The following is a 21,928-nucleotide window of genomic DNA, read 5'->3' as shown; positions in this document are numbered from 1 at the left end:
ACATGAGCGCGAAATACATTGAAAAACAAAGGCAAAGGGCGCCGTCGGCCCGGTCGCTGGAAACCAAGGCGCGGATTCTGGACGCGGCCGAGGCGCTGTTTGCCGAGCGGGGATTCGAGGGCGCCTCGATCCGCGACATCGCCACGCGCGCCGGGGTGCAGGTGGGGCTGGTTCACCACCATGGCGGCGGCAAGGAAGAGCTGTTCTTCCAGACCGTCGCGCGCCGCGCTGACGAACTTGCTCGGATCCGGATGCAGGCGCTGGAGGAACGGCGCGCGCATGGCTCGCTGACCCTGCGGGGCATTCTGGACTGTTTCATCCGCCCCTATGTCAGCCTTGCCGAAACCGGCGGCCCGGGCTGGATGGCCTATGGGCGGCTGGTGGCGCATGTGTCGGTCGATCCGCGCTGGCGCCATATCGCGGCCGAGTGTTTCGACCCAACCGCTCAGCTATTCATCGGCGAAATCGCCGCGCTGTATCCGCAGGCCGATCCGGCGCTGTTGGCCACGGGCCAGATCTATTCGGTTTCGGCGATGCTGGCGCATCTCAACAGCGCCTGGCGGGTGCAGGCGCTGTCACAGGGGGGCGATCTCTCCGGGATCGACCAACTGGTCGAGTTCTGTGCCGCGGGGATCGAGGCAATGGTACAGTCGACTCGCGCACGGCCCTGACCCGGCTCAGTCGATGGCGCGGGGGTTCCCGAGACGCGCAGGGTTTCAAAATCTCGGCCCTCAATTGTCAGTTTGTCGACAGCTTGGGTAACGACTCGGGCTTTGGTTGCGCCTTGGATTCTGCGTAGGCGGTAAATTCGCGATAAGCGCTCTGCATCGCTTCGATGGCCTGCGCGCGGAACTGGGTCTGGAATGGGTCAGGCTCGGCGGCGCGCACGGCCTCGGGCGAGAGGTAGAAGCCGACGGTCACGACCGAGACGGCAAAGACCGATCCGGCGGTCAGGGTTGCAAGTGTGTTGGTAATCGCGCGTAGCATGGCATTGATACTCCTATTGCTGACGGTTTCGGGGTCTTGGGGTTGCCTCAGGCCTTTCGGGCCAGAGCCTGCTTCAGTTGGTCGTTCTCGGCCTGCAGCTGGGCCAGTTGGCGGCCAAGCTCGTTCAGATGGGGGCGCAGCTCGGCCTCGGTGAAGCGCGGAGTGATGTGGCGCGGGCAGTTCCAGTCCAGCGCCGCGACATGGATGATCGCCGCGCGTTCCGCCTCGGCCCCATCGGGAAACAGATCGCGCGCGGCCTCGGCGCCTTCGCGAAAGTCCACACGGCCCAGGATCTTGAGCCTGCGCTGGTTGGCATAGTCCATCAGGATCAGCGCGATCCGGTCATTACCGTCCAGGTTCCCGCGCGAGATATACTGCTTGTTGCCCGGGAAATCGGCATAGCCGATGGTCCGGTCGTCCAGCACCTTCAGAAACCCGGCCGGGCCGCCGCGATACTGCACATAGGGCCAGCCGGTCTCGGACACGGTGGATTGATAGAACCCGTCGCGCCTCTCGATGAAGGCCTGCTCGGCGGGGCCGATCAGGTGGCCCTGCTGCGGGCCGCCGTCGATGATCTTGGCGTAGGAGGCGGCGGACCCCATCCGCTCTTGATGCGCGCGGACAGCGGGGGTGAAGGTCAGTTCGGAAAAGGCGCGTGGCATGGGGTGCCTCCTTTCACAGGTTCAGATCGGACAGGCCGGGATGGTCGGCGGGCCGCGGCCCCAGGGGCCAGTGAAACAGGCGCTGGGCGTCGGTGATCGGCAGATCGTTCAAGGACGTATGTCGCTGGGCCATCCGGCCATCGGCGGCGAACTCCCAGTTCTCGTTGCCGTAGGAGCGGAACCACTGCCCGCTGTCGTCGTGCCATTCATAGGCATAGCGCACCGCGATGCGGTTCCCGTCACAGGCCCACAGCTCCTTGATCAGGCGATAGTCCATCTCGGTGCGCCATTTGCGGGTCAGAAAGGCGTGGATCTCGGCGTGGCCGGTCAGGAACTCGGACCGGTTCCGCCACTGGCTGTCCTCGGTATAGGCCGGGGTCACGATGTCGGGGTCGCGGCTGTTCCAGGCGTCTTCGGCCTTGCGGACCTTTTCGATGGCGGTCTGCGTCGTGAACGGGGGCAGAGGAGGGCGCGGCATGATGGGGGGCTTTCAGGCGAGGGTGGCGGCCAGAAGGGCCACGGTCAGAAGGAAGGGAACATAGCTTGCGGGAAATGGGCTGGCGCGGCGTCGCATCGGTCAAATCCTTTGGGTGTACAGATCAGTAAACTGCGCTGATAAGGTGTACAGATCGGTCACCACTTTCAACCCTTGGGTCAAAAAAAGTTTTTCGATATGGCCGGTGGTATAGAGAAAAAGACCTAATAACAGCGGCTTCAGCGGTGTGAATTGCACCTGAACGGAAAAGGAATTATGTACTGATCTGTACGCAAAGGAGCCGAATCATGCGTCCGAACAAACGGGATGAGCTGGTCCGCAAGGCGCTGCAGGTGTTTTACCGCGACGGGTTTCACGCCACCGGAATGGACCGGCTGGTGGTCGAAACCGGCGTCTCCAAGACCTCGATGTACAAGCATTTCCGCACCAAGGAAGAGCTGATCCTGGCGGTGCTGCGCCTGCGGGACGAGAATTTCCGCAACTGGTTCGTGCGCCGGATCGAGGAACTGGCCGACACCCCCGCCGATCAACTGCTGGCCGCGTTCGATGCGCTGGGCGAATGGTTCCGCGAGGATAACTTTCGCGGCTGCATGTTCATCAAGGCCGGGGCCGAGTACCAAGACCCCGACCACCCGATCCATGTGCAGGCAGGCGAGCACAAGCGCCTGCTGCTGGAGTATTTCACCGACCTGTGTCGCAAGGCCGGCGCGCGGGACCCGGACAAGCTGGCCTGCCAGCTGCTGCTGTTGAAAGAGGGCGCGATCGTCACCGCCGTGCTGCTCCGCAACAGCGATCCCGCGCGCGACGCCAAAGAGGCGGCTGCCGTCTTGCTGCAAAACGCGCTGGCTTGACCCATGAAAACCCGCTTTAGTCCCCGAAACAGGAAAAAGGGGGGGGCGTATGCAGCAGGCTTCGGATTTTCTGGAAGAATGTCAGGTTCTTGATGACGCTCTGAAGGGGCTGGGTGCCGCGGATTGGCAAATCGTGACCCAGTTCAAAGACTGGACGATCGACGATGTGTTGGTGCACCTGCATTTCTGGAACCAGATGGCCGACCTGTCACGGCGTGACCCGGATGCGTTCGACGCAAGGGTGCAGCAGGTGATGCCGCGTATTCAGGCCGACGGGTTCCGTACGACGGAAAACGCTGCAATCACCGAGCGTGGACATGAACTGCGCGCCGTATGGTCTGATCTATGCAGCCGAATGGGTCGCGACTGGTTGGGGCTGGACCCCAAGGCGCGGGTCAAATGGGTGGGGCCGGACATGTCGGTGCGGTCCTCGATGACCGCCCGGCAGATGGAGACCTGGGCGCATGGACAGGAGGTATTCGACATTCTTGGCCTGATCCGGCCCGAGACCGACCGGATCCGCAACATCGTCGTGCTGGGGGTGAACACCTTTGGCTGGACCTTCACGGTACATGGCCGCCCGGTGCCACCGGTGGCACCTCATCTGCGCCTGACCGCGCCCTCGGGGGAGCTGTGGGAATTCGGCGCGCCCGGTGCCGACCTGATCGAAGGACTGGCCGTCGATTTCGCGCGCGTGGTGACCCAGACCCGAAACGTGGCGGACACCGGCCTGTCGGCGCAAGGGCCGGTCGCGCGGGAGTGGATGGCCATCGCCCAGTGTTTCGCAGGCGCCCTGGAAACGCCGCCGCCGCCCGGCGCCCGGCACCGCGTAGGGCATTGACGCCAAAGGACGTTGCGTAGCAGCGCAAACCGACGCGGCGTCACCCGGATTGGCGGAATCGGCGGCGAAAGCTACCTTTTTCGCCAACAGAATTCCGGAGAACCAATCATGTCGCTTTTTACCTCGACCGCTTCCTGGGTCACTGACGAACACCGCATGTTTGCCGAAATGGCCGGGCGGTTCATGGATGATGAACTTGTGCCCAACATCGAAGCCTGGGCCGAGCAGGGCGTCGTCGATCGCGACTTCTGGCGGAAGGCCGGGGAAACCGGGCTGATGGCCGGGGCCATCCCCGAGGAATTCGGCGGTGTCGGCGGCGGTATGGGTTTTGATGCGGTCACGATCTATGAGCAGACCTCGCGGGGGGATGCGGGCTGGGGCTATGGCATCCAGTCGATCGTAATCCATTACATCACCGCCTATGGCAGCGAGGACCAAAAGAAGAAATGGCTGCCCAAGCTGGCCTCGGGCGAGATGGTCGGCGCGCTGGCCATGACCGAACCGGGCACAGGCTCGGACGTTCAGGCGATCCGCACCACCGCCGAGAAGGATGGCAATTCGTACCGGATGAACGGGTCCAAGATCTTCATCACCAACGGCCAGACCGCCGACCTGATCATCGTGGCCGCCAAGACCGACAAGTCGCTGGGTTCCAAGGGCGTGTCGCTGATCGCGGTCGAGACCGAGGGGGCCGAGGGCTTCCGCCGGGGGCGCAACCTCAAGAAGTTGGGCATGAAGGCCAATGACACGGCCGAGCTGTTCTTCGAGGACGTCAAGGTGCCGATGACCAACCTGCTAGGCTCCGAGGAGGGGCAGGGCTTCTATCAGCTGATGAAGCAACTGCCGTGGGAACGTCTGACCATCGGCATCATGGCGCTGGGCGCGATCGACTTCGCCATCGCTGAAACGGTCAAATACACTCAAGAGCGCAAGGCGTTCGGCCAACGGGTGATGGACTTCCAGAACACCCGCTTCAAGCTGGCGGAATGCAAGACCAAGGCCGAAGTGCTGCGCAGCTTCGTCAATGACTGCATCGCCAAGCTGGAGGCCGGGCAGCTGGATGCGGCCACCGCCTCGATGGTGAAATACTGGGGCTCCGAGGTGCAGAACGAGATCATGCACGAATGCCTGCAGCTGTTCGGCGGCTATGGCTTCATGATGGAATACCCGATCGCGCGACTTTATGCGGATGCGCGGGTGCAGATGATCTATGGCGGCACCAACGAGGTAATGAAGGAACTCATCGCCCGCTCGATCGACGTCTGACCGGTCGCTCCCGCCCATCGTCAACGGCCCTTGCGGGCCGCCTCCTCCGGTTGGGCCCGGCCGCACCTGAGCTATGCTCGGACGCGGCGGTGCCGGATCAGCTAAGTCAGCTGCCTCTGCAGCCATGCGCGAAACGAGACAAGCGGAGCCGGTTCCGTGCGATTTTGCGGCCATACAAGATAGTAGTCGCCCAGACTGACCGGCGGAGCTGCGCAGGCCGGAACCAACCGGCCGGCCTCGAGCTCGGCTGAGATGAGATAGCTGGGCAGCAGTGCAACGCCCAGCCCATGGATCGTGGCCTGGATCATGGTCGAGAACTGGTCGAACAGCATGCCTCGGACGCCCTCGATTGGGGTGCCTTGCGCGGCGAACCAGCGTTCCCACGCATCAGGTCTGGTATCCAGATGCAGCAGTGGTGCGTCGACCAGCCATTCAACCTTCGGGGTTTTGGCTGGCAGCAGGGCTGGCGCGCAGACCGGCAGAACCTCTTCGCGCATGATCGGCAGATAGTTCACCCCGGTCCAGTCTCGCTGGCCGAAATGGATGGCTGCGTCGAAGGGTTCGGTGCCGAAGTCGAAAGGCTTGAGCCGTGTGCTCAGGTTCATCGTCACTTCGGGGTGGCGCTGCGCGAAATCCTGCAGGCGCGGCGCCAGCCAGTGCATGCCGAACGCGGGCAGGATCGACAGTTGCAAAGAACCGCCAGAGGGGTTGGCCTTCAGCTTCAGTGAGGCCTGCGCCAGTTGCTGCAGCGCTGTTCGGGCGGTTTCCACGTATTCCTTGCCAGCGGGTGTGAGTTGCAGGCGCATTTGGTCGCGCTGGATCAGCGCGACGCCCAGCTGTTCTTCGACGGCCTTCAACTGGCGACTGACCGCGCTTTGGGTCAGCGAGAGTTCATCGGCAGCTGCTGAAGCGCTGCCTAGGCGGTCGACGGCTTCGAGCGCCAACAGGGAAGAAATAGACGGCAGAAATCGACGCGGCGCCAGCATATGATTTTTCCTCATGGCTTGTGGAGGGAATATCACTGGTGGATCCTCCAATCCAATAGCAAAAAGGCGCAGCCGTAGAAAAGTGCAGCGGGGCGATTATGACCATTCAGAACAGTTTGAGCGGATTTCGGAGGGCGGGCCGTCTCGACGGGATCGAATTGTCCGAGATCGTCCAGATCTCGGAACGGGCCGCGCAGCTGCGGGCGCAGGGCGTGGACGTGATCGCGCTCAGCACCGGCGAGCCCGACTTTCCGACCCCGCCGAATGTGGTCGAGGCCGCGCACAGGGCGGCGCTGGACGGCCAGACCCGATACCCCGCCACCGCCGGAACCCCGGCCTTGCGTGCCGCCATCGCGGAACAGGCCGGGGTCGAGTCCGCGCAGGTCATCGTCTCGACCGGGGCTAAGCAGGTGCTGGCCGGCGCGTGCCTCGCGACGCTCGATTCGGGCGATGAGGTCATCACCACCGCGCCCTTCTGGACCAGCTATGCCGACATGGTGAAACTGGCGGGCGGCACTCCGGTGGTGCTGGACTGCCCGCGTGAACAGGGTTTCAAGCTGACCCCCGAACAGCTCGATGCCGCGATCAGCCCGCGCACCCGCTGGCTGCTGCTGAACACGCCCTCGAACCCGACCGGGGCGGTTTACACCGAAAGCGAATTGCGAGCGTTGGGCGACGTGCTGGAGCAGCACCCGCAGGTCTGGGTGATCTCGGACGAGATCTATCAGCACCTTGCCTATGTGCCTTTCACACCCTTCGTTCAGGCGGTTCCGGCGCTGGCAGACCGCACGCTGACGGTGAACGGCGTGTCCAAGGCCTATTCGATGACCGGCTGGCGCATCGGCTGGGGGATCGGCCCCGCGCCGCTGATCAAGGCGATGGTGGCGGTGCAGGGGCAGATCACCTCAGGCGCCTGCTCCATCGCGCAGGCGGCGGCGCTGGCCGCGCTGACCGGCCCGCAGGACCTGCTGACCGAACGCCGCGAGGCCATGCGCGCGCGCCGCGATCTGGTGGTGGCAAGCCTGAATGCCGCCGGATTGGACTGCGCGGTGCCCGACGGGGCCTTTTACGTCTTCCCGCGGACGCCTGCTGCGATGCCCTCGGACCCCGAGTTCTGCCGCCACCTGCTGGATCACGCGGGCGTCGCGGTGGTGCCGGGGCGGGCCTTTGGCATGCCGGGGCATTTTCGGCTTTCCTTTGCCTATGACACCGATAGCCTGACCCAAGGCCTGCGCCGGATTACCGACGCTACGGCCAAACTTTGACCTGACCGGGGAACCCAGATGGATCGCGCCCAGATCGTTCACGAAAACTTCCTGACCCGCGTCGCCAATCGCGACCTGCCCAAGGGCGCGCCGCCGCGCCCGGGCCTGACTGCGCCCGAGGCGGCGTCGCTGTTCCGCTCGCAGGTGCTCAGCCGCGCGCTGGATCGCACCAGCCGGGCGATGCAGAAGGCGGGGCAGGGGTTCTACACCATCGGATCCTCGGGGCACGAGGGGATGGCCGCCGTGGCCCATGCCCTGCGGCCGACCGACATCGCCTTTCTGCACTATCGCGACGCCGCCTTTCAGATCGCACGCGCCGAGCAGGTGCCCGGTCAGCAGATCGCCTGGGACATGCTGCTGAGTTTCGCGTGTTCCAAAGAGGACTCGACCTCGGGCGGGCGGCACAAGGTGCTGGGGTCCAAGGCGCTGATGATCCCGCCGCAGACCTCGACCATCGCCAGCCACCTGCCCAAGGCGGTGGGCGCGGCCTACAGCCTGGGCGCGGCGCGGCGGCATGACCCCGAACACCGGCAATTGCCCGAGGACGGCATCGCCATGTGTTCATTCGGGGATGCCTCGGCCAACCACTCTACCGCGCAGGGGGCGATCAACACCGCAGGCTGGACCAGCGTGCAGTCGATCCCGCTGCCGCTCTTGTTCGTGTGCGAGGACAACGGCATCGGCATCTCGGTCAAGACGCCCAAGGGCTGGATTCAGGCCTCGATGGAGCATCGACCGGGCATCAAGTATTTTCAGGCCAACGGGCTGGACATCTTCGAGACCTTCGCGGTGGCGCAGCAGGCGGCCGACTATGTCCGCACCCGGCGCAAACCGGCCTTCCTGCACCTGAAAACCGTGCGCCTGTATGGTCATGCCGGGGCGGATGTGCCGACCACCTATCTCAGCCGCGCCGAGGTCGAGGCCGACGAGGCCAATGATCCGCTGCTGCATTCGGTGCGCCTGCTGGATCAGGCCGGGGCGCTGTCGCCCGGTCAGGCGATGAAGATCTATGAACAGACCTGCGCCCGCACCGACCGCATCGCGGCGCAGGCCGCCACCCGTCCGCATCTGACCACCGCCGCCGAGGTCGCGGCCAGCCTGATCCCGCCCAAGCGCCCCTGCAAGCCCACCAACGGCCCCAGCGCCGAGGCCCGCGCCGCAGCTTTCGGCAGCGACCTGCGCGCGATGGACGACCCGCAGCCGATGGCCCGGCTGATCAACTGGGCCCTGACCGACCTGATGCTGGAACATGGCGAGATCGTCTGCATGGGCGAGGATGTGGGCCGCAAGGGTGGCGTCTATGGCGTGACCCAGAAGCTGCAACAGCGCTTCGGCCCCGACCGGGTGATCGACACGCTGCTTGACGAACAGTCCATTCTTGGGCTTGCCATCGGCATGGCCCACAACGGCTTCGTCCCGATCCCCGAGATCCAGTTCCTCGCCTATCTGCACAATGCCGAGGACCAGATCCGGGGCGAGGCCGCCACGCTTCCCTTCTTCTCGAACGGACAATTCACAAACCCGATGGTCGTGCGGATCGCCGGGCTGGGATACCAAAAGGGCTTTGGCGGGCATTTCCACAACGACAACTCGTTGGCCGTGCTGCGCGACATTCCGGGCGTCATCATCGCCTGCCCCTCGACCGGGGCGGATGCGGCGCGGATGCTACGCGAATGCGTGCGCCTTGCGCGCGAGGAGCAGCGGGTGGTGGTGTTCCTCGAACCCATCGCGCTCTATCCGATGCGCGACCTGCACGACGGGCAGGACGGCGCGTGGATGACCCGCTATCCCGCGCCCGGCGAACGCATCGCGCTGGGCGAGGTGGGCGTGCATGGAGACGGCACCGATCTGGCGATCGTGACCTACGGCAACGGGCACTACCTGTCGAAACAGGCCCTGCCCGAGCTGCAGGGTGCCGGGCTCAACACCCGCATCATTGACATGCGCTGGCTGGCGCCGCTGCCGGAACAGGCCCTGTTGGAGGCCACCAGGGGCTGCAAGCACGTCCTGATCGTCGATGAATGCCGCCGCACCGGCAGCCAGTCCGAGGCGCTGATGACGCTCTTTGCCGAGCAAACCGACCTGCCCACCGCCCGCGTGGTGGCCGAGGATTGCTTTATCGCCACCGGCCCCGCCTATGCCGCGCCGTTGCCCTCGCGCGAGGGGATCGTGACCGCCGCCCTTACCCTGACCGGAGCCAAGAAATGAGCCGCACCGCCGTCGTGATTTGCCCCGGCCGGGGCACCTACAACAAGTCCGAGTTGGGCTACCTGCACCGCCACCACGCGGGCCGTATGGAGCTGTTCCGCGAGTTCGACGCGATCCGCGCCGAAACGGACCAAGAGACGGTGACCGCGCTGGACGGCGCGTCGCGATTCTCGGTCAGCAAGTATTCCCGTGGCGACGTGGCCTCGCCCCTGATCTACGCCGCATCGCTGGCTGATGCGCAGGCGCTGGCCGAGGATATCGAGGTGGTGGCTGTCACCGGCAATTCGATGGGCTGGTATATCGCGCTGGCCGCCGCGGGGGCGCTGTCGCCCGAAAACGGGTTCCGGGTGGTAAACATCATGGGCACGCTGATGCAGACCCACCTGATCGGCGGGCAGCTGGTCTATCCCTTCACCGGCGACGACTGGCGCGACGACTCGGCCCGAAAGGCCGAGCTTTTGGCCGAGGTGGCGCGCATCAATGCCCTGCCGGAGCATGACCTCGCCCTGTCGATCGATCTGGGCGGGATGTTGGTGCTGGCGGGCAACGAGGCCGGGCTGAGGGCCTTCGAAGCCGCGCAGCCCGTGGTGCAAGAGCGGTTCCCGATGCGACTGGCCAATCATGCGGCCTTTCACACGCGCCTGCAGGCCCCCGTGGCGCAGGAGGGCCGCCGCCAACTGCCCGCCACGCTGTTCACCCAACCCGACCTGCCGATGATCGACGGGCGCGGCAAGATCTGGTGGCCGGGGGCAACCGACACGGGCGCGCTGTGGGATTACACGCTGGGCCATCAGGTGACCGAGCCCTACGATTTCACCCGCGCGGTGCAGACAGCGGCCCGCGAATTCGCACCCGACCTGTTCTTCGTCACCGGCCCCGGCGCGACGCTGGGCGGCGCGGTGGCGCAGTCGCTGGTGCTGGCCAACTGGCGCGGCATGTCCGACAAGGAGAGCTTTCAGGCCCTGCAAGCCCAGAACCCGTTCCTGATCGCGCTGGGGCGCGAGGATCAAAGACCTCTTGCCATCGGCTGAGCCCTCGGGAAATCTGCGCGCGCATTCAAGGACATCCCGCCCATGACCACCGACCCGGAAATCAGCCTGTGGACCAGAACCAGCCGCGAGCGGGTGGACGCCCCGCCCCTGACCGGGTCCGTCACGGTGGACCTTGCGGTGATCGGCGGCGGCTACACGGGTTGCTCGGCGGCACTGCACGCGGCGCAGGCGGGGGCCTCGGTCTGTCTGCTCGAGGCGCACCAGATCGGCCATGGCGGGTCGGGCCGCAATGTCGGGCTGGCCAATGCCGGGCTGTGGCTGCCCCCGGCCGAGATCCGCGCCCATCTGGGCCGCGAGGCGGGCGATCGGTTGATCGCCCTGCTGGCGCAGGCCCCGGCCGAGGTGTTCCGCCTGATCCGTGACCACGCCATCGACTGCGAGCCGGTGCAGGCCGGAACCCTGCACCTAGCCCATTCGCCAAAAGGTCTGCGCGACCTGCAGGCCCGCCACCAACAACTGTCATCCGACGGCGCGCCGGTCGAGCTGCTGTCCGCGCAGGAAGCCGCCCGCCGCACTGGCAGCGAGGCCTTTCACGGCGCTATTTTCGACCCGCGCGCCGGGACGATCCAGCCGCTGGCCTATGTGCAAGGCCTCGCCCGCGCAGCGCGGCAGGCCGGGGCGGCGATCCACGCCAACAGCCCGGTGCAGACCCTGCGCCACGATGGCGAGCTATGGCATCTGGAGACGCCGCAAGGCTTGGTGCGGGCCAAGGCACTGATCCAGGCCACCAACGCCTATCATGCAGGACTGCCCGACACCCGTCAGGATTATGTGCCGGTCTACTACTTCCAATACGCCACCGACCCACTGCCCGAGGACATCCGCGCCACCCTGCTGCCGGGGGGCGAGGGGTGCTGGGATACCGGGCTGATCATGACCTCGTTCCGCATGGATCAGGCCGGGCGGCTGGTGATCGGGGCGATGGGTGATCTGGGACACGTGGGCAGCTTTGCCCATCGCGGCTGGATCACGCGGAAACTGGCGCAGATCTTTCCCCCGCTGGCCGAACGGCCGCTGAAAGACGGCTGGCACGGGCGCATTGCCATGACCTCGGACCACATCCCGAAACTGGTTCAGATCGGGCCGAACGCCTTGTCGACGCATGGCTATTCCGGGCGCGGCATCGGGCCGGGCACTGTCTTCGGCCGCATGATGGCCGACAGCCTGCTGACGGGCGACCCCGCCCGCCTGCCATTGCAACCGGTGACCGCCCATCACGAAAGCTGGACAGGCTTGCGCCGCGCCTTCTTTGAAACCGGCGCGGCGCTGACGCATCTGGTCAAGGCAAGGGTCTGACCGGTCAGACCGAGCGGGTGATCCCGCCATCCACCCGGATGTTCTGCCCGGTGATGTAACCGCCGCCCTCGGAGGCCAGCAGCGATATGACTGAGGCGATCTCGTCATAGCTGCGCCCATAGCGGCCCATGGGGATCTTGGCCTTGAACTCTTCTTTCTCAGGCAGGCTGTCGATGAAGCCGGGCAGGACGTTGTTCATGCGGATATTCTCGGCGGCATATTTGTCGGCGAACAGCTTGGTGAACGCCGCCAGCCCGGCCCGGAACACGCCCGAGGTCGGAAATACCGGGTCCGGCTCAAACGCCGCGAAGGTCGAGATGTTGATGATCGCCCCGCCGCCCTGCGCCTGCATGATCGGCGTCACCAGCCTTGTGGGGCGCACCGCGTTCAGGAAATAGACGTCCATCCCCTGATGCCAGTCTTCGTCGGTCAGCTCCAGCACCGGCGCGCGCGGGCCATGCCCGGCCGAGTTCACCAGCACGTCGATCCGCCCCCAATGGGCCATCGCCGCATCCACCAGCCTCTGCAGGTCGTCAGTCGACTGGTTCGAGCCGGTCACGCCCACGCCGCCCAGCTCGGCTGCCAGCGCCTCGCCCTTGCCGGACGAGGACAGGATGCCCACCTTGAACCCGTCCGCCGCCAGCCGCCGCGCCGCATCCGCACCCATGCCGCTGCCGCCGGCGGTGATCAGAGCCACTTTTTCCGTCATCTTTTTGTTCTCCGTTTCAATCTGTCGCCAAGATGAAGTGTGGCAGGCCGTTTGACCAATCAGTTCTTCTGCCTTAAGAGTGTAGAAAATCTACTGTGTGGACTCTATGGCTGCCCTTCCCCCGCTGAACGCACTGCGCGCCTTCGAGGCGTCAGCCCGTCACCTGAACTTCAGGCTGGCGGCGCAGGAACTGGGTGTCACCCAAGGGGCGGTTGCCCAGCAGGTTCGGGGCCTCGAGGCGCGGCTGGGCACCCCGTTGTTCGACCGCCTGCCGCGCGGCCTGCGGCTGACCGAGGCCGGACGGCGATTCCACGCGCCCCTTCGCCGCGCTTTCCGACTGATCGAAGAGGCGGTCGAAGACCTGTCCGACCAGCGTCAGATCACCTTGTCGGTCACGCCCAGCTTTGCCTCGAAATGGCTGGTGCCGCGGCTGGGCGATTTCACCGCGCGCCACCCGGATGTCTCGGTGCAGGTCGATGCGCGCGAGCGGCTGGCTGATTTCCAAACGGACGGGGTGGATATCGCGGTGCGGCAGGGCCGCGCGCCGTTTGGCGACGGTCTGGTGGCCGAGCCGCTGTTCCCCACCGAATTCGTCGTGGTCGGCAGCCCCGACCTGGCCGCGCAGCTGACATCGGCGCAAGACCTGCTGGCGCATGTACTGCTCAGCGACTCACACGGCCTGTGGCCCCTGTTTCTGGAACGCGCCGGCGTTCAGGGGCGCCCGAGGATGATGAATTTCAGCCAGACCAGCCTGGCCATCGACGCCGCCGTAGCCGGGCAGGGCTTTGCGCTGGCCAATGCGCCACTGGTCGCGGCCGAGCTGACGGCGGGACGGTTGGTGCAACCGCTGGCGCAGGTGCTGCTGGACGATCTGGGGTTCCATATCGTCACCCCGCGCAAACCGCGGCAGCCGGATCTGGTGGTGCTGATGTGCGAGTGGCTGCGGGCTCAGTCCTGAAGCGTGGCGGCAATCGCCGCGATTTGGCCCCGCAGCCAGCGATGGGCGGGATCGTTGGCGAACCGCTGGTGCCAGACCATGTAGATCGACACCGGCTGACAGTCGAAGGGCAGGGGCGCGCAGTCCAGCGCCGCCAAAGGCCCTTGTTTCATCAGCGCCGTGTCGGTCGAGATCAGGTCGCTGCCCTTCACGAAGGCCGGGATCGCGTTGAAATGCGGCAGGGTCACGGTGGGCGGGCGGATCTGGCTTTGATCCACGCCGCGCATCACCGCCCGCGCGTTGCGCCCATCGGGAAACCGCACCTCGACATGGTCCGAGGCGCAATAGGCGGCCCAGTCGGCGGGCGGGTCGCGCCGTTCGGCGTCGTAGAACACCATCAGGGGGCTGCTCACCAGCAGCTTTTGAAAGATGTCGGGACCGTCCGGCGGCAGCGGGGTCAGCATCAGCTGGCACCGGTCGCTGCGCAGCAGTTCAGGGTCGGGCACACCCGAGGGCATGAACCCCAGCCGCAGCCGCACCCCATCGGCCCGTGCTGCGCGCAGCAACTGCGGAAAGATCAGCTCGCGCGGCATGTCGTTGGTGGCGATCTGGACGGTGATCTCTTCGGACAGCGGGTCAAAGGGCCGCTCGTCGGTCAGGGCGCGCATCCCGTCCAGCACCCTCTGAACCGGGTCTTTCAGCGCCAGCGCCCGCTCTGTTGCGCGCAGCCCCTGGCCGGACCGCACGAACAGCGGATCGCCCAGCACCTGCCGCAGCTTGGCCAACGTGTGGCTGATGGCCGATTGCGTGACACCCAGCCTGTCGGCGGCCTTGGACACCGAGTTTTCCTCGAGGATCGTCAGGAAGGTGCGCAGGACCTTGCCGTCCAGATCCGTGAAATCGATTTTCTTCATACCGTCTATGACCCGCCATGAATGGCATTGCTGTTCATGCCGCGCTAGGGGAAGCTTGGCAACAGGAGGCACGCAATGGGGATCCGCTTTTTCTCGGACAAGAACCGACCCGTTCACATGGGGCCTTGTCCGTTGGAACGGCTGCGGCGGCAGGATGTGCTGCCCGATCTGTCTGCGCTGGACACGATGCCGGTGCTGAGTTTCGACCGTCCCGAGCAGCCCCACAGCATCGTCAACGCGATGGGCGAGTTTCAGGCGATGCTGGATACCATCCGCGATGGCTTCGTCAATCCGGCCCGGGCCGAGATGCCCCGCGATCCGGTTGAGCGCGCCAATCACCTGAAGGCGTTCGGCTATTTCAACGATGCCTCGATGATGGGCTGCGGGCCTCTGCCGCCGCAGGCGCTGCTGGACCAGCCCCGGCGCAACCCCGATATCGACCGTCTGGCCCATGCGCTGCAGACCCGGCAGACGAAGACCCTGGCCTCGGGGATCGACGTGATCATGGCCGATCTGCGCGACAGCGTGGCAGCCCAACCGGGGCCGATCACCGCCCACCGCCATGCCATCGTGTTCCTGTACGAACATCACCGCGACCCCGATCCGTCCGAGCCGGGCGCTGAGTGGATCCTGGATGCGCAGGACCACCGCGCCTGTCTGCTGGCCACCGAAAACGCGGTGGTGATCGCCAACTACATCCGTCTTTTGGGGTATGACGCGCGGGCGCATTCGGTGATGTCCTCGGACGTGGACCTGCCGCGCCTTGCCGCCGCGGCCGGGTTGGTCTGGGCCGAGGATGGCACCGCCGTGGCCCCTTGGCTGGGGCGTCGGTTCGGCTTGGCCGCCGTGACCACCGAGATGGAAATCGCCCATGATCGCCCACTGGCCCCGCGCGACCGGCAGCCGTGGTTCCGAACCCAAGGCCCCGCGTGGTGGCTGGGCGCGGGCTTTGCCAAAAGCGCGCTGAACCGCGACCCTTTCGCCCGCCGCCGCTATGTCGATGGCGCGCACCCTTTCGAGACGCTCAAACGCGTGGACAGCCCGACCACCTATATCGACGAGACGAACGTGGCCCGCGTGCCCAAACGCGCCGACATGTTCGCGCGGGCGCAGTTCGGCGACATGGGCAAACCGCTGCAGGACGCGGCCAAGGGCGGGCACTACGTCCGAAAATCGGCGCCCAGCTTTGCGCAACGGCGCGCGCTGGGGGCGTTCGTCCTGCTGCAGGACGGCGACAGCGCCCATGGCCCCAAACCCAAGGACGCAGATCGCAACGCCGCCAACCTGAAGGCGGCCAGCTATTTCCTGGGCGTTGATGCCGTGGGCCTCAGCCGCTGCCCCGAATGGGCGTGGTATTCCCACGACGCCACCGGCGAGGAAATCGTGCCGCCCCACGATCAGGCGATCAGCATGATCATCGACCAAGGTTATGAAACGATGGAGGGCGCTTCCGGCGATGACTGGATCAGCGTCGCCCAGTCGATGCGCGCCTATCTGCGGTTCTCGCTGCTGGGCGGGGTGCTGGCCCGGCAGATCCGCAATCTGGGCTACAAGGCCAAGGCGCACACGGTGATGGATGGCGAGGTGCTGCAGCCGCCGCTTCTGCTCTTGTCGGGGCTGGGCGAGGTCAGCCGCATCGGCGAGGTCATTCTGAACCCGTTCCTCGGCCCGCGCCTGAAATCGGGCGTGGTGACCACCGACATGCCGATGGCGCATGACAAGCCCATCGACTTTGGCCTGCAGCGGTTCTGCGAGAGCTGCAACAAATGCGCCCGCGAATGCCCCTCGGGAGCGATCACCGCCGGGCCCAAGCTGATGTTCAACGGCTACGAGATCTGGAAATCCGACAGCCAGAAATGCGCCACCTACCGGATCACCACGCCCGGCGGCGCGATGTGCGGGCGCTGCATGAAGACCTGCCCGTGGAACCTCGAAGGCATCTTCGCCGAACGCCCCTTCCGCTGGGCCGCGATGACCATCCCCGCCGCTGCACCCGCGCTGGCACGGCTGGACGATGCGGTGGGCAATGGCGGGCTGAACGACACCAAGAAATGGTGGTGGGATCTGGAGCTGCAGCCCGACGGCGCCTATCGGCCGACCACGCACCCGCTGAACCGGCGCGGCCTGCAAAAGGATCTGGACTTGAAATACGAGGATCAGACGCTGGCCGTCTATCCGGCTCCACTGGCCCCGCACCCTTGGCCCTATCCCTTTGCAATGGACCGCGAGGCGGGGATCGCCGCCTACCAGGCGATGGTCACCGCCGACGAATACAAGGCCCGTCTGGCCGCGGGCGATGTGTCGGTCATCCACCGCTACACGATCTCGGGCGATGCGCCGGTGATGCAGCTGGTGCTGTCGAAGGTCGAGAAGATGACGGCGGATGTCACCAAGTACGAGTTTTCCACCCCGGACGGTGCACCGTTGCCGGATTGGACGGCGGGCGCGCATCTGGATGTGCTGGTGGCGCCGGAATTCCTGCGGCAATACTCGATGTCCGGTGACCCAGCCGAACGCATGACTTATCAGATCGGGGTACTGCGCGAGGATCAGGGCCGCGGCGGTTCGGCCCTGCTGCACCGGATCTTCACGCCGGGCCGCAAGGTGTTCGTGTCAAAGCCGATCAACCATTTCGAACTGGACGAGACCGCCACCCGCACCCTGCTGATGGGCGGTGGTATTGGCATCACCCCGATGATCGCCTTCGCCCATCGCCTGCACGCGCTGGGGCGCGATTTCGACCTGCATTATTCCGTCCCCTCACGGGAAAAGGCCGGGTATCTGGCCGATCTGGCCGCCGCGCCCTGGGCGGACCGCGTGCATCTGCATGTCTCGGACGAGGGCACCCGCGCCGATCTGGACACAATCCTGGCGGGTTATAGCGACGGCTGGCATGTCTATACTTGCGGCCCGGACCGATACATGGAGGCGGTGATGCAGGCCGCCGAACGTCAGGGTTGGCCAGAGGAGGCCCGGCATCTGGAGTATTTCTCGGTACCCGAGCAGCCCGACTATGAAAACCACCCGTTCACCCTGCGGCTGGCGCGCTCGGGGCGTGACCTTGAGGTGCCCGCCGACAAGGACGCGGCGCAGGTGCTGAACGAGGGCGGCATCCATGTCGACGTGAAATGCGCCGACGGCATCTGCGGCGTGTGCAAATGCGGGCTGATCGCGGGCGAGGTCGAGCATCGCGATTTCGTCCTGTCGCGCAAGCAGCGGGAATCGGCGCTGATTCTTTGCCAGAGCCGTGCGGCCGAGCCGGGCGGGGTGGTCGAGATCGACCTCTGACCTCGGTTGGAAAGCGACATTTTCAGGTGAAAAAATAGGTCGCGCGGGCCATGGACGCCGCCGCGAGGCTGCTCTAACGTCGCCCCAAACCCAGTGAACCCTGACCAACAGGCGCGAGGTACAATCATGCAATATCACCGCCCCGCCAGCTTTGCCGAAGCTTCGGATCTGGCTGCCCATGCAACGGGCATCACGCGGTTTCTGGCCGGCGGCACCGACGTTCTGGTGCAGCTGCGGTCCGAGATCGTGACCCCCGACACCCTGATCGACATCAAGGCGATCGATGGGGTGCGCGACATCACCCGCCACGCCGACGGCAGCTGGACGCTGGGCGTGGCCGTCACCGGCGCCGAGATGAGCGAACACCCCGATCTGGGCCGCGAGTGGCCCGGTGTGGTCGAGGCTATGGACCTGATCGGCTCGACTCAGGTTCAGGGCCGTGCCACGCTGACGGGCAACTTGTGCAACGGCTCGCCCGCAGCCGACTCGGTTCCGGCCATGGTGGCCGCAGGGGTTACGGCGACGGTGACCGGCCCGAACGGTGATCGGGTCGTGGCGGTCGAGGACATCCCGACCGGCCCCGGCAAGACCTCTCTGGCACAGGGCGAGCTGATCTCGGCTCTGCACATCCCGGCGCGGGGCGCGAATGGCGGCGACGCGTATCTGCGCTTCATTCCGCGCACCGAGATGGACATCGCCGTGGTCGGCGTGGGCGTAAACCTGCGCGTCGATGGTGACACGATCACCGAGGCCCGCGTTGCGCTGGGGGCCGTGGCGCCCACCGTCCTGCTGGTCGAAGACTGCGCCCGGGCGCTGATCGGCACCACGCTGGACGATGCCGCGTTGGCGGCACTGGTCGCCGCCGCCTCGGCCGCCTGCAAACCCATCGACGACAAACGCGGCACGATCGAATTCCGCACCGAAGTGGCCGGCGTTCTGGCAAAACGCGCCGCGAAAATCGCCTATGCCCGCGCCAAGGGAGAGACCGCATGACCAAGCATCACGTCACCACCACCGTCAACGGCGACACGGTCGAATACCTGTGCGACGCGCGCGAAACCCTACTGGACTGTCTGCGCGACAAGTTGAACCTGACCGGCGCCAAGGAGGGCTGCGGCACCGGCGATTGCGGGGCCTGCTCGGTCACGCTGGACGGGCGGTTGGTCTGTTCCTGCCTGGTGCTGGGGGTCGAGGCCGAGGGCAAGCACATCGAAACCATCGAAGGCATGGCCCAAGGCGAAACCCTGCACCCGCTGCAGCGCAAGTTCATCGAACATGCCGCGCTGCAATGCGGGGTCTGCACTCCGGGCGTTCTGGTCGCCGCCAAGGCGCTGCTGGAAAAGAACCCCGACCCGACTGAGGAAGAGGCCCGCTATTGGCTGGCCGGCAACCTGTGCCGCTGCACAGGCTATGACAAGATCATCCGCGCCGTTCTGGAGACGGCCGCCGAGCTGCGGGAGGCTTCGTAATGGCACTCGACGATCGCAAGTCGCATTTCACCTTCGTGGGTACCCGCCCGAATCGTCCCGACGGTTTGGACAAAGTCACCGGCCGCGCCCGGTTCGGAGCCGACGTGACCGCGCCGGGCATGCTGTTCGGCGCCATCCTGCGCTCGCCCCACGCCCATGCGCGGATCGTCCGGATCGACACCTCGAAGGCCGAGGCGCATCGGGACGTGAAAGCCGTGGTCACCCGCGCCGATTTCGCCGATGTCCCGTTCAAGCCGGGGCTCGAGGGCGAGTTCTGGAACGTTCTGGAAAACGTCATGGCCGGGGAAAAGGCGCTCTATGACGGGCATGCGGTGGCGGCGGTTGCGGCCAGTTCGGCGCTGGCGGCGCGGGATGCGCTCAAGCTGATCGAGGTCGAATACGAGGTGCTGCCCCATGTCACCGACGTGGACAAGGCGATGGCGCCCGACGCACCGGTGATCCGCGAGGGCGCGGCCGATTATTCGGTGCCCGAGGGCATGCACCCCAACGTGGTGCGCTATCACGAAAGCGGCCACGGCGATGTCGAGGCGGGCTTTGCCGAGGCCGATCTGGTGATCGAGGATCACTTCGTCACCGAGGCCACGCACCAAGGCTATATCGAACCGCACGCCTGCCTTGCCTCGCTGGGCGCTGACGGCAAGGGCGAGCTGTGGTGCTGCACCCAGGGCCACTGGATCGTGCAGAAGACCTGCGCCGCGCTGCTGGGGATCGAAACCGCGCAGCTGCGCGTGACCGCATCGGAAATCGGCGGCGGGTTCGGCGGCAAGACCACCGTGTTCATCGAACCAGTGGCGCTGGCGCTGTCGCGCAAGGCCAACCGTCCGGTCAAGATCGTGATGTCCCGGTCCGAGGTTCTGCGGGCTACGGGGCCGACGGCCTCGGCCTCGATGGACGTCAAGATCGGCATGAAGAAAGACGGCACCATCACCGCCGCCCAAGGCGTCTTCCGCTTGCAAGGCGGTGCCTTTCCGGGTGCGCCGGGCGACATGACCGCGATGTGCGCCTTTGCGCCCTACAACCTGACCAATGTGCGGCAGGTGGGCTATGACGTCATGTCCAACCGCCCGAAACAGGCCGCCTATCGCGCGCCCGGCGCTCCGATGGGGGCGTTTGCGGTGGAGTCCGTCATCGACGAGCTGTGCAAGAAACTGGGCCTCGACCCGGTCGATGTGCGCCTGAAGAACGCCGCGCACGAGGGCACCAAGGCCAGCTATGGCCCCACCTATGACCGGATCGGCCTGGTCGAGACGCTCGAAGCCGCCAAAGCCCACCCGCATTATTCCGCGCCGCTGAAGCAGGGGCAGGGACGGGGCATCGCCTGCGGGTTCTGGTTCAACCACGGGGGCGAGACGTCGGTGTCGCTGGCCCTGTCCGAGGACGGCTCGGCGCAGCTGATGGTCGGCACGCCCGATATCGGCGGCTCACGCGCGTCGATGGCGCTGATGGCGGCCGAGGTGCTAGGCATTCCGTACGAGAACATCCGCGTGACCATCGCCGACACCGCCACGCTGGGTTACAACGACGTCAGCCACGGCTCGCGCGTGACCTATGCCAGCGGTCTGGCCACGATCAAGGCGGCGCAGCACGCGGTCGAGAAACTGTGCGAACGCGCGGCGGCCAAATGGGGCATCCCGGTGGACGCGGTGAAATGGGAAAACGGCTGCGCGGTGCCATCCGGCCCCAACGCAGGCGATTTCGACCCGCTGCCGCTGGCCGAGATCACCGCCGACATGGGGCGCACCGGCGGCCCGATCTCAGGCCATTTCGAGGCGACCCCCGAAGGCGCAGGCGTGTCCTTCGGCACCCATATCGTCGATGCCGAGGTCGATCCCGAAACCGGCAAGACCTCGATCACCCGCTACACGGTCATCCAGGACGCGGGCAAGGCGATCCACCCCGCCTATGTCGAGGGCCAGTTCCAGGGCGGCGCGGCGCAGGGCATCGGCTGGGCGCTGAACGAGGAGTACATCTATGGCGAGAATGGCCGGCTGCAGAATCCGGTGTTCCTCGACTACCGTATTCCGGTGGCCAGCGACCTGCCGATGATCGACACGGTGATCGTCGAAGTGCCCAATCCGGGCCATCCGTTCGGCGTGCGTGGCGTGGGTGAAACCGGCATCGTGCCACCGCTGGCGGCCATCGCGAATGCGGTTTCGAACGCGGCGGGCGTGCGGATGCGGCAACTGCCGATGTCGCCGCCGCGCATTCTGGCCGCGCTCAAGGGCAATGGTTGAGGTCCATCTCTGGTCTGGCCTCCGGTCTCTGACTGGGGGGCGGGAAGTGGTCGAGGTTCAGGCCGAGACAACCGGCGAGCTGCTGCGCGAACTGGTGCGCCTTCATCCGCAATTGCAGGCGCCGATCGACGCGGGCGTGTCCATTGCCGTCAATGGCCGTATCATTGCAGCGGGTCTGTCCGAACCTATTCCCGACGGTGCCGAAGTCTATCTGATGCAGAGGTTGCGGGGCGGGTAGCCTCGTGAAATCGGCGGGGGAGGACCGGAAGCCCCGGTCTTGAATTCAGCGCTTCGGCCTCACCCCTGATCCTACCGAAGTACCCCCTCGTTAAAAAAACACCATCAAACGGATCGGCAGGATTGATCCGCTATGTATTGCAATATTGGCATTAGTATTGCGGGAAGGTGGCAGATGTGTGTGATTTCCGGCCAAGTCTGGTTGACGT

20 protein-coding genes are annotated in these 21,928 nt (G+C 65.8%); 14 read left to right on the top strand and 6 right to left on the bottom strand.

The window, feature by feature from the left end:
* The first annotated feature begins 2 nt into the window (after positions 1-2).
* Positions 3-671, top strand: a complete 669-nt coding sequence (locus AC2FNZ_RS06955) for a TetR/AcrR family transcriptional regulator (protein ID WP_093962882.1) — start codon at positions 3-5, stop codon at positions 669-671.
* A 67-nt stretch (positions 672-738) separates the two neighbouring features.
* Here AC2FNZ_RS06955 and AC2FNZ_RS06950 read toward each other — a convergent pair whose 3' ends face one another.
* The 3 genes from AC2FNZ_RS06950 to AC2FNZ_RS06940 are packed head-to-tail and all read right to left on the bottom strand — an operon-like array spanning position 739 to position 2,127.
* Positions 739-987, bottom strand: a complete 249-nt coding sequence (locus tag AC2FNZ_RS06950; RefSeq protein ID WP_176432438.1) for a hypothetical protein — start codon at positions 985-987, stop codon at positions 739-741.
* 47 nt (positions 988-1,034) lie between these two features.
* On the bottom strand, positions 1,035-1,649 hold the full coding sequence (locus AC2FNZ_RS06945) for a pyridoxamine 5'-phosphate oxidase family protein (protein ID WP_093962881.1): 615 nt from the start codon (positions 1,647-1,649) through the stop codon (positions 1,035-1,037).
* Positions 1,650-1,662: 13 nt separating this feature from the next.
* Entirely contained in the window at positions 1,663-2,127 is a 465-nt protein-coding gene (locus AC2FNZ_RS06940; RefSeq protein WP_093962880.1) for a nuclear transport factor 2 family protein, read from the bottom strand.
* 305 nt (positions 2,128-2,432) lie between these two features.
* Between AC2FNZ_RS06940 and AC2FNZ_RS06935 the strand changes: the two genes are divergently transcribed.
* The 3 genes from AC2FNZ_RS06935 to AC2FNZ_RS06925 all read left to right on the top strand — a co-directional run bounded on the left by AC2FNZ_RS06935 (position 2,433) and on the right by AC2FNZ_RS06925 (position 5,103).
* Entirely contained in the window at positions 2,433-2,996 is a 564-nt protein-coding gene (locus AC2FNZ_RS06935; protein ID WP_496840014.1) for a TetR/AcrR family transcriptional regulator, read from the top strand.
* 49 nt (positions 2,997-3,045) lie between these two features.
* The gene (locus AC2FNZ_RS06930) at positions 3,046-3,837 is read left to right on the top strand and encodes a TIGR03084 family metal-binding protein (protein WP_496840013.1); all 792 of its coding nucleotides are present in this window, start codon (positions 3,046-3,048) and stop codon (positions 3,835-3,837) included.
* 108 nt (positions 3,838-3,945) lie between these two features.
* Positions 3,946-5,103: an acyl-CoA dehydrogenase family protein gene (locus tag AC2FNZ_RS06925; protein ID WP_260063481.1), complete on the top strand. Its 1,158-nt coding sequence runs from the start codon at positions 3,946-3,948 to the stop codon at positions 5,101-5,103.
* A gap of 101 nt (positions 5,104-5,204) precedes the next feature.
* Here AC2FNZ_RS06925 and AC2FNZ_RS06920 read toward each other — a convergent pair whose 3' ends face one another.
* On the bottom strand, positions 5,205-6,089 hold the full coding sequence (locus AC2FNZ_RS06920; protein ID WP_496840012.1) for a LysR substrate-binding domain-containing protein: 885 nt from the start codon (positions 6,087-6,089) through the stop codon (positions 5,205-5,207).
* A 98-nt stretch (positions 6,090-6,187) separates the two neighbouring features.
* Between AC2FNZ_RS06920 and AC2FNZ_RS06915 the strand changes: the two genes are divergently transcribed.
* The 4 genes from AC2FNZ_RS06915 to AC2FNZ_RS06900 are packed head-to-tail and all read left to right on the top strand — an operon-like array spanning position 6,188 to position 11,910.
* The gene (locus AC2FNZ_RS06915; RefSeq protein WP_496840011.1) at positions 6,188-7,354 is read left to right on the top strand and encodes a pyridoxal phosphate-dependent aminotransferase; all 1,167 of its coding nucleotides are present in this window, start codon (positions 6,188-6,190) and stop codon (positions 7,352-7,354) included.
* A gap of 18 nt (positions 7,355-7,372) precedes the next feature.
* Positions 7,373-9,562: a dehydrogenase E1 component subunit alpha/beta gene (locus tag AC2FNZ_RS06910; protein ID WP_496840010.1), complete on the top strand. Its 2,190-nt coding sequence runs from the start codon at positions 7,373-7,375 to the stop codon at positions 9,560-9,562.
* Positions 9,559-10,593, top strand: a complete 1,035-nt coding sequence (locus tag AC2FNZ_RS06905; RefSeq protein ID WP_496840009.1) for an ACP S-malonyltransferase — start codon at positions 9,559-9,561, stop codon at positions 10,591-10,593. Before AC2FNZ_RS06910 ends, AC2FNZ_RS06905 begins: the two co-directional genes overlap by 4 nt.
* Before the next feature lie 42 nt (positions 10,594-10,635).
* Positions 10,636-11,910, top strand: coding sequence for an NAD(P)/FAD-dependent oxidoreductase (locus AC2FNZ_RS06900; RefSeq protein ID WP_170337687.1), 1,275 nt, complete (start codon positions 10,636-10,638; stop codon positions 11,908-11,910).
* A 4-nt stretch (positions 11,911-11,914) separates the two neighbouring features.
* Here AC2FNZ_RS06900 and AC2FNZ_RS06895 read toward each other — a convergent pair whose 3' ends face one another.
* Positions 11,915-12,619, bottom strand: a complete 705-nt coding sequence (locus AC2FNZ_RS06895; protein WP_093962871.1) for an SDR family oxidoreductase — start codon at positions 12,617-12,619, stop codon at positions 11,915-11,917.
* Between the two features lie 106 nt (positions 12,620-12,725).
* On the opposite strand from AC2FNZ_RS06895, the gene AC2FNZ_RS06890 reads away from it, so the two are divergent.
* Positions 12,726-13,577 (top strand): LysR substrate-binding domain-containing protein, encoded by an 852-nt coding sequence (locus tag AC2FNZ_RS06890; protein ID WP_496840007.1) that lies wholly within the window; start codon positions 12,726-12,728, stop codon positions 13,575-13,577.
* Here AC2FNZ_RS06890 and AC2FNZ_RS06885 read toward each other — a convergent pair.
* Positions 13,568-14,470 carry a LysR family transcriptional regulator gene (locus AC2FNZ_RS06885; RefSeq protein ID WP_496840006.1) on the bottom strand — a complete coding sequence of 301 codons (903 nt, stop codon included), beginning with the start codon at positions 14,468-14,470 and terminating at the stop codon, positions 13,568-13,570. The genes AC2FNZ_RS06890 and AC2FNZ_RS06885 overlap by 10 nt on opposite strands.
* A 75-nt stretch (positions 14,471-14,545) precedes the next feature.
* Here AC2FNZ_RS06885 and AC2FNZ_RS06880 point away from each other — a divergent pair, with 75 nt between their 5' ends.
* From AC2FNZ_RS06880 to AC2FNZ_RS06860, 5 genes are all read left to right on the top strand, one after another.
* Positions 14,546-17,758: a reductive dehalogenase gene (locus tag AC2FNZ_RS06880; RefSeq protein ID WP_496840005.1), complete on the top strand. Its 3,213-nt coding sequence runs from the start codon at positions 14,546-14,548 to the stop codon at positions 17,756-17,758.
* 126 nt (positions 17,759-17,884) lie between these two features.
* Positions 17,885-18,751, top strand: coding sequence for an FAD binding domain-containing protein (locus AC2FNZ_RS06875; RefSeq protein WP_496840004.1), 867 nt, complete (start codon positions 17,885-17,887; stop codon positions 18,749-18,751).
* Positions 18,748-19,227, top strand: a complete 480-nt coding sequence (locus AC2FNZ_RS06870; protein WP_496840003.1) for a (2Fe-2S)-binding protein — start codon at positions 18,748-18,750, stop codon at positions 19,225-19,227. Before AC2FNZ_RS06875 ends, AC2FNZ_RS06870 begins: the two co-directional genes overlap by 4 nt.
* The gene (locus tag AC2FNZ_RS06865; RefSeq protein WP_496840002.1) at positions 19,227-21,482 is read left to right on the top strand and encodes a xanthine dehydrogenase family protein molybdopterin-binding subunit; all 2,256 of its coding nucleotides are present in this window, start codon (positions 19,227-19,229) and stop codon (positions 21,480-21,482) included. Before AC2FNZ_RS06870 ends, AC2FNZ_RS06865 begins: the two co-directional genes overlap by 1 nt.
* Positions 21,394-21,720 carry a MoaD/ThiS family protein gene (locus tag AC2FNZ_RS06860; protein ID WP_496840001.1) on the top strand — a complete coding sequence of 109 codons (327 nt, stop codon included), beginning with the start codon at positions 21,394-21,396 and terminating at the stop codon, positions 21,718-21,720. The genes AC2FNZ_RS06865 and AC2FNZ_RS06860 overlap by 89 nt, the downstream gene beginning before the upstream one ends.
* The last annotated feature ends 208 nt before the right edge of the window (positions 21,721-21,928 follow it).

This window comes from Ruegeria sp. SAZA006 (genome assembly GCF_059613465.1).
This window is presented reverse-complemented; position numbering and strand designations above follow the sequence as displayed.

Bases quoted from the DNA above. Each gene is read 5' to 3' on its own strand.
- AC2FNZ_RS06925 (WP_260063481.1), top strand. From the start codon at position 3,946: ATGTCGCTTTTTACCTCGACCGCTTCCTGGGTCACTGACGAACACCGC.
- AC2FNZ_RS06880 (WP_496840005.1), top strand. From the start codon at position 14,546: ATGGGGATCCGCTTTTTCTCGGACAAGAACCGACCCGTTCACATGGGG.
- AC2FNZ_RS06945 (WP_093962881.1), bottom strand. From the start codon at position 1,649: ATGCCACGCGCCTTTTCCGAACTGACCTTCACCCCCGCTGTCCGCGCG.
- AC2FNZ_RS06940 (WP_093962880.1), bottom strand. From the start codon at position 2,127: ATGCCGCGCCCTCCTCTGCCCCCGTTCACGACGCAGACCGCCATCGAA.
- AC2FNZ_RS06955 (WP_093962882.1), top strand. From the start codon at position 3: ATGAGCGCGAAATACATTGAAAAACAAAGGCAAAGGGCGCCGTCGGCC.
- AC2FNZ_RS06895 (WP_093962871.1), bottom strand. From the start codon at position 12,619: ATGACGGAAAAAGTGGCTCTGATCACCGCCGGCGGCAGCGGCATGGGT.
- AC2FNZ_RS06950 (WP_176432438.1), bottom strand. From the start codon at position 987: ATGCTACGCGCGATTACCAACACACTTGCAACCCTGACCGCCGGATCG.
- AC2FNZ_RS06875 (WP_496840004.1), top strand. From the start codon at position 17,885: ATGCAATATCACCGCCCCGCCAGCTTTGCCGAAGCTTCGGATCTGGCT.
- AC2FNZ_RS06920 (WP_496840012.1), bottom strand. From the start codon at position 6,089: ATGCTGGCGCCGCGTCGATTTCTGCCGTCTATTTCTTCCCTGTTGGCG.
- AC2FNZ_RS06910 (WP_496840010.1), top strand. From the start codon at position 7,373: ATGGATCGCGCCCAGATCGTTCACGAAAACTTCCTGACCCGCGTCGCC.
- AC2FNZ_RS06885 (WP_496840006.1), bottom strand. From the start codon at position 14,470: ATGAAGAAAATCGATTTCACGGATCTGGACGGCAAGGTCCTGCGCACC.
- AC2FNZ_RS06870 (WP_496840003.1), top strand. From the start codon at position 18,748: ATGACCAAGCATCACGTCACCACCACCGTCAACGGCGACACGGTCGAA.
- AC2FNZ_RS06935 (WP_496840014.1), top strand. From the start codon at position 2,433: ATGCGTCCGAACAAACGGGATGAGCTGGTCCGCAAGGCGCTGCAGGTG.
- AC2FNZ_RS06865 (WP_496840002.1), top strand. From the start codon at position 19,227: ATGGCACTCGACGATCGCAAGTCGCATTTCACCTTCGTGGGTACCCGC.
- AC2FNZ_RS06860 (WP_496840001.1), top strand. From the start codon at position 21,394: ATGCGGTTTCGAACGCGGCGGGCGTGCGGATGCGGCAACTGCCGATGT.
- AC2FNZ_RS06890 (WP_496840007.1), top strand. From the start codon at position 12,726: ATGGCTGCCCTTCCCCCGCTGAACGCACTGCGCGCCTTCGAGGCGTCA.
- AC2FNZ_RS06905 (WP_496840009.1), top strand. From the start codon at position 9,559: ATGAGCCGCACCGCCGTCGTGATTTGCCCCGGCCGGGGCACCTACAAC.
- AC2FNZ_RS06915 (WP_496840011.1), top strand. From the start codon at position 6,188: ATGACCATTCAGAACAGTTTGAGCGGATTTCGGAGGGCGGGCCGTCTC.
- AC2FNZ_RS06930 (WP_496840013.1), top strand. From the start codon at position 3,046: ATGCAGCAGGCTTCGGATTTTCTGGAAGAATGTCAGGTTCTTGATGAC.
- AC2FNZ_RS06900 (WP_170337687.1), top strand. From the start codon at position 10,636: ATGACCACCGACCCGGAAATCAGCCTGTGGACCAGAACCAGCCGCGAG.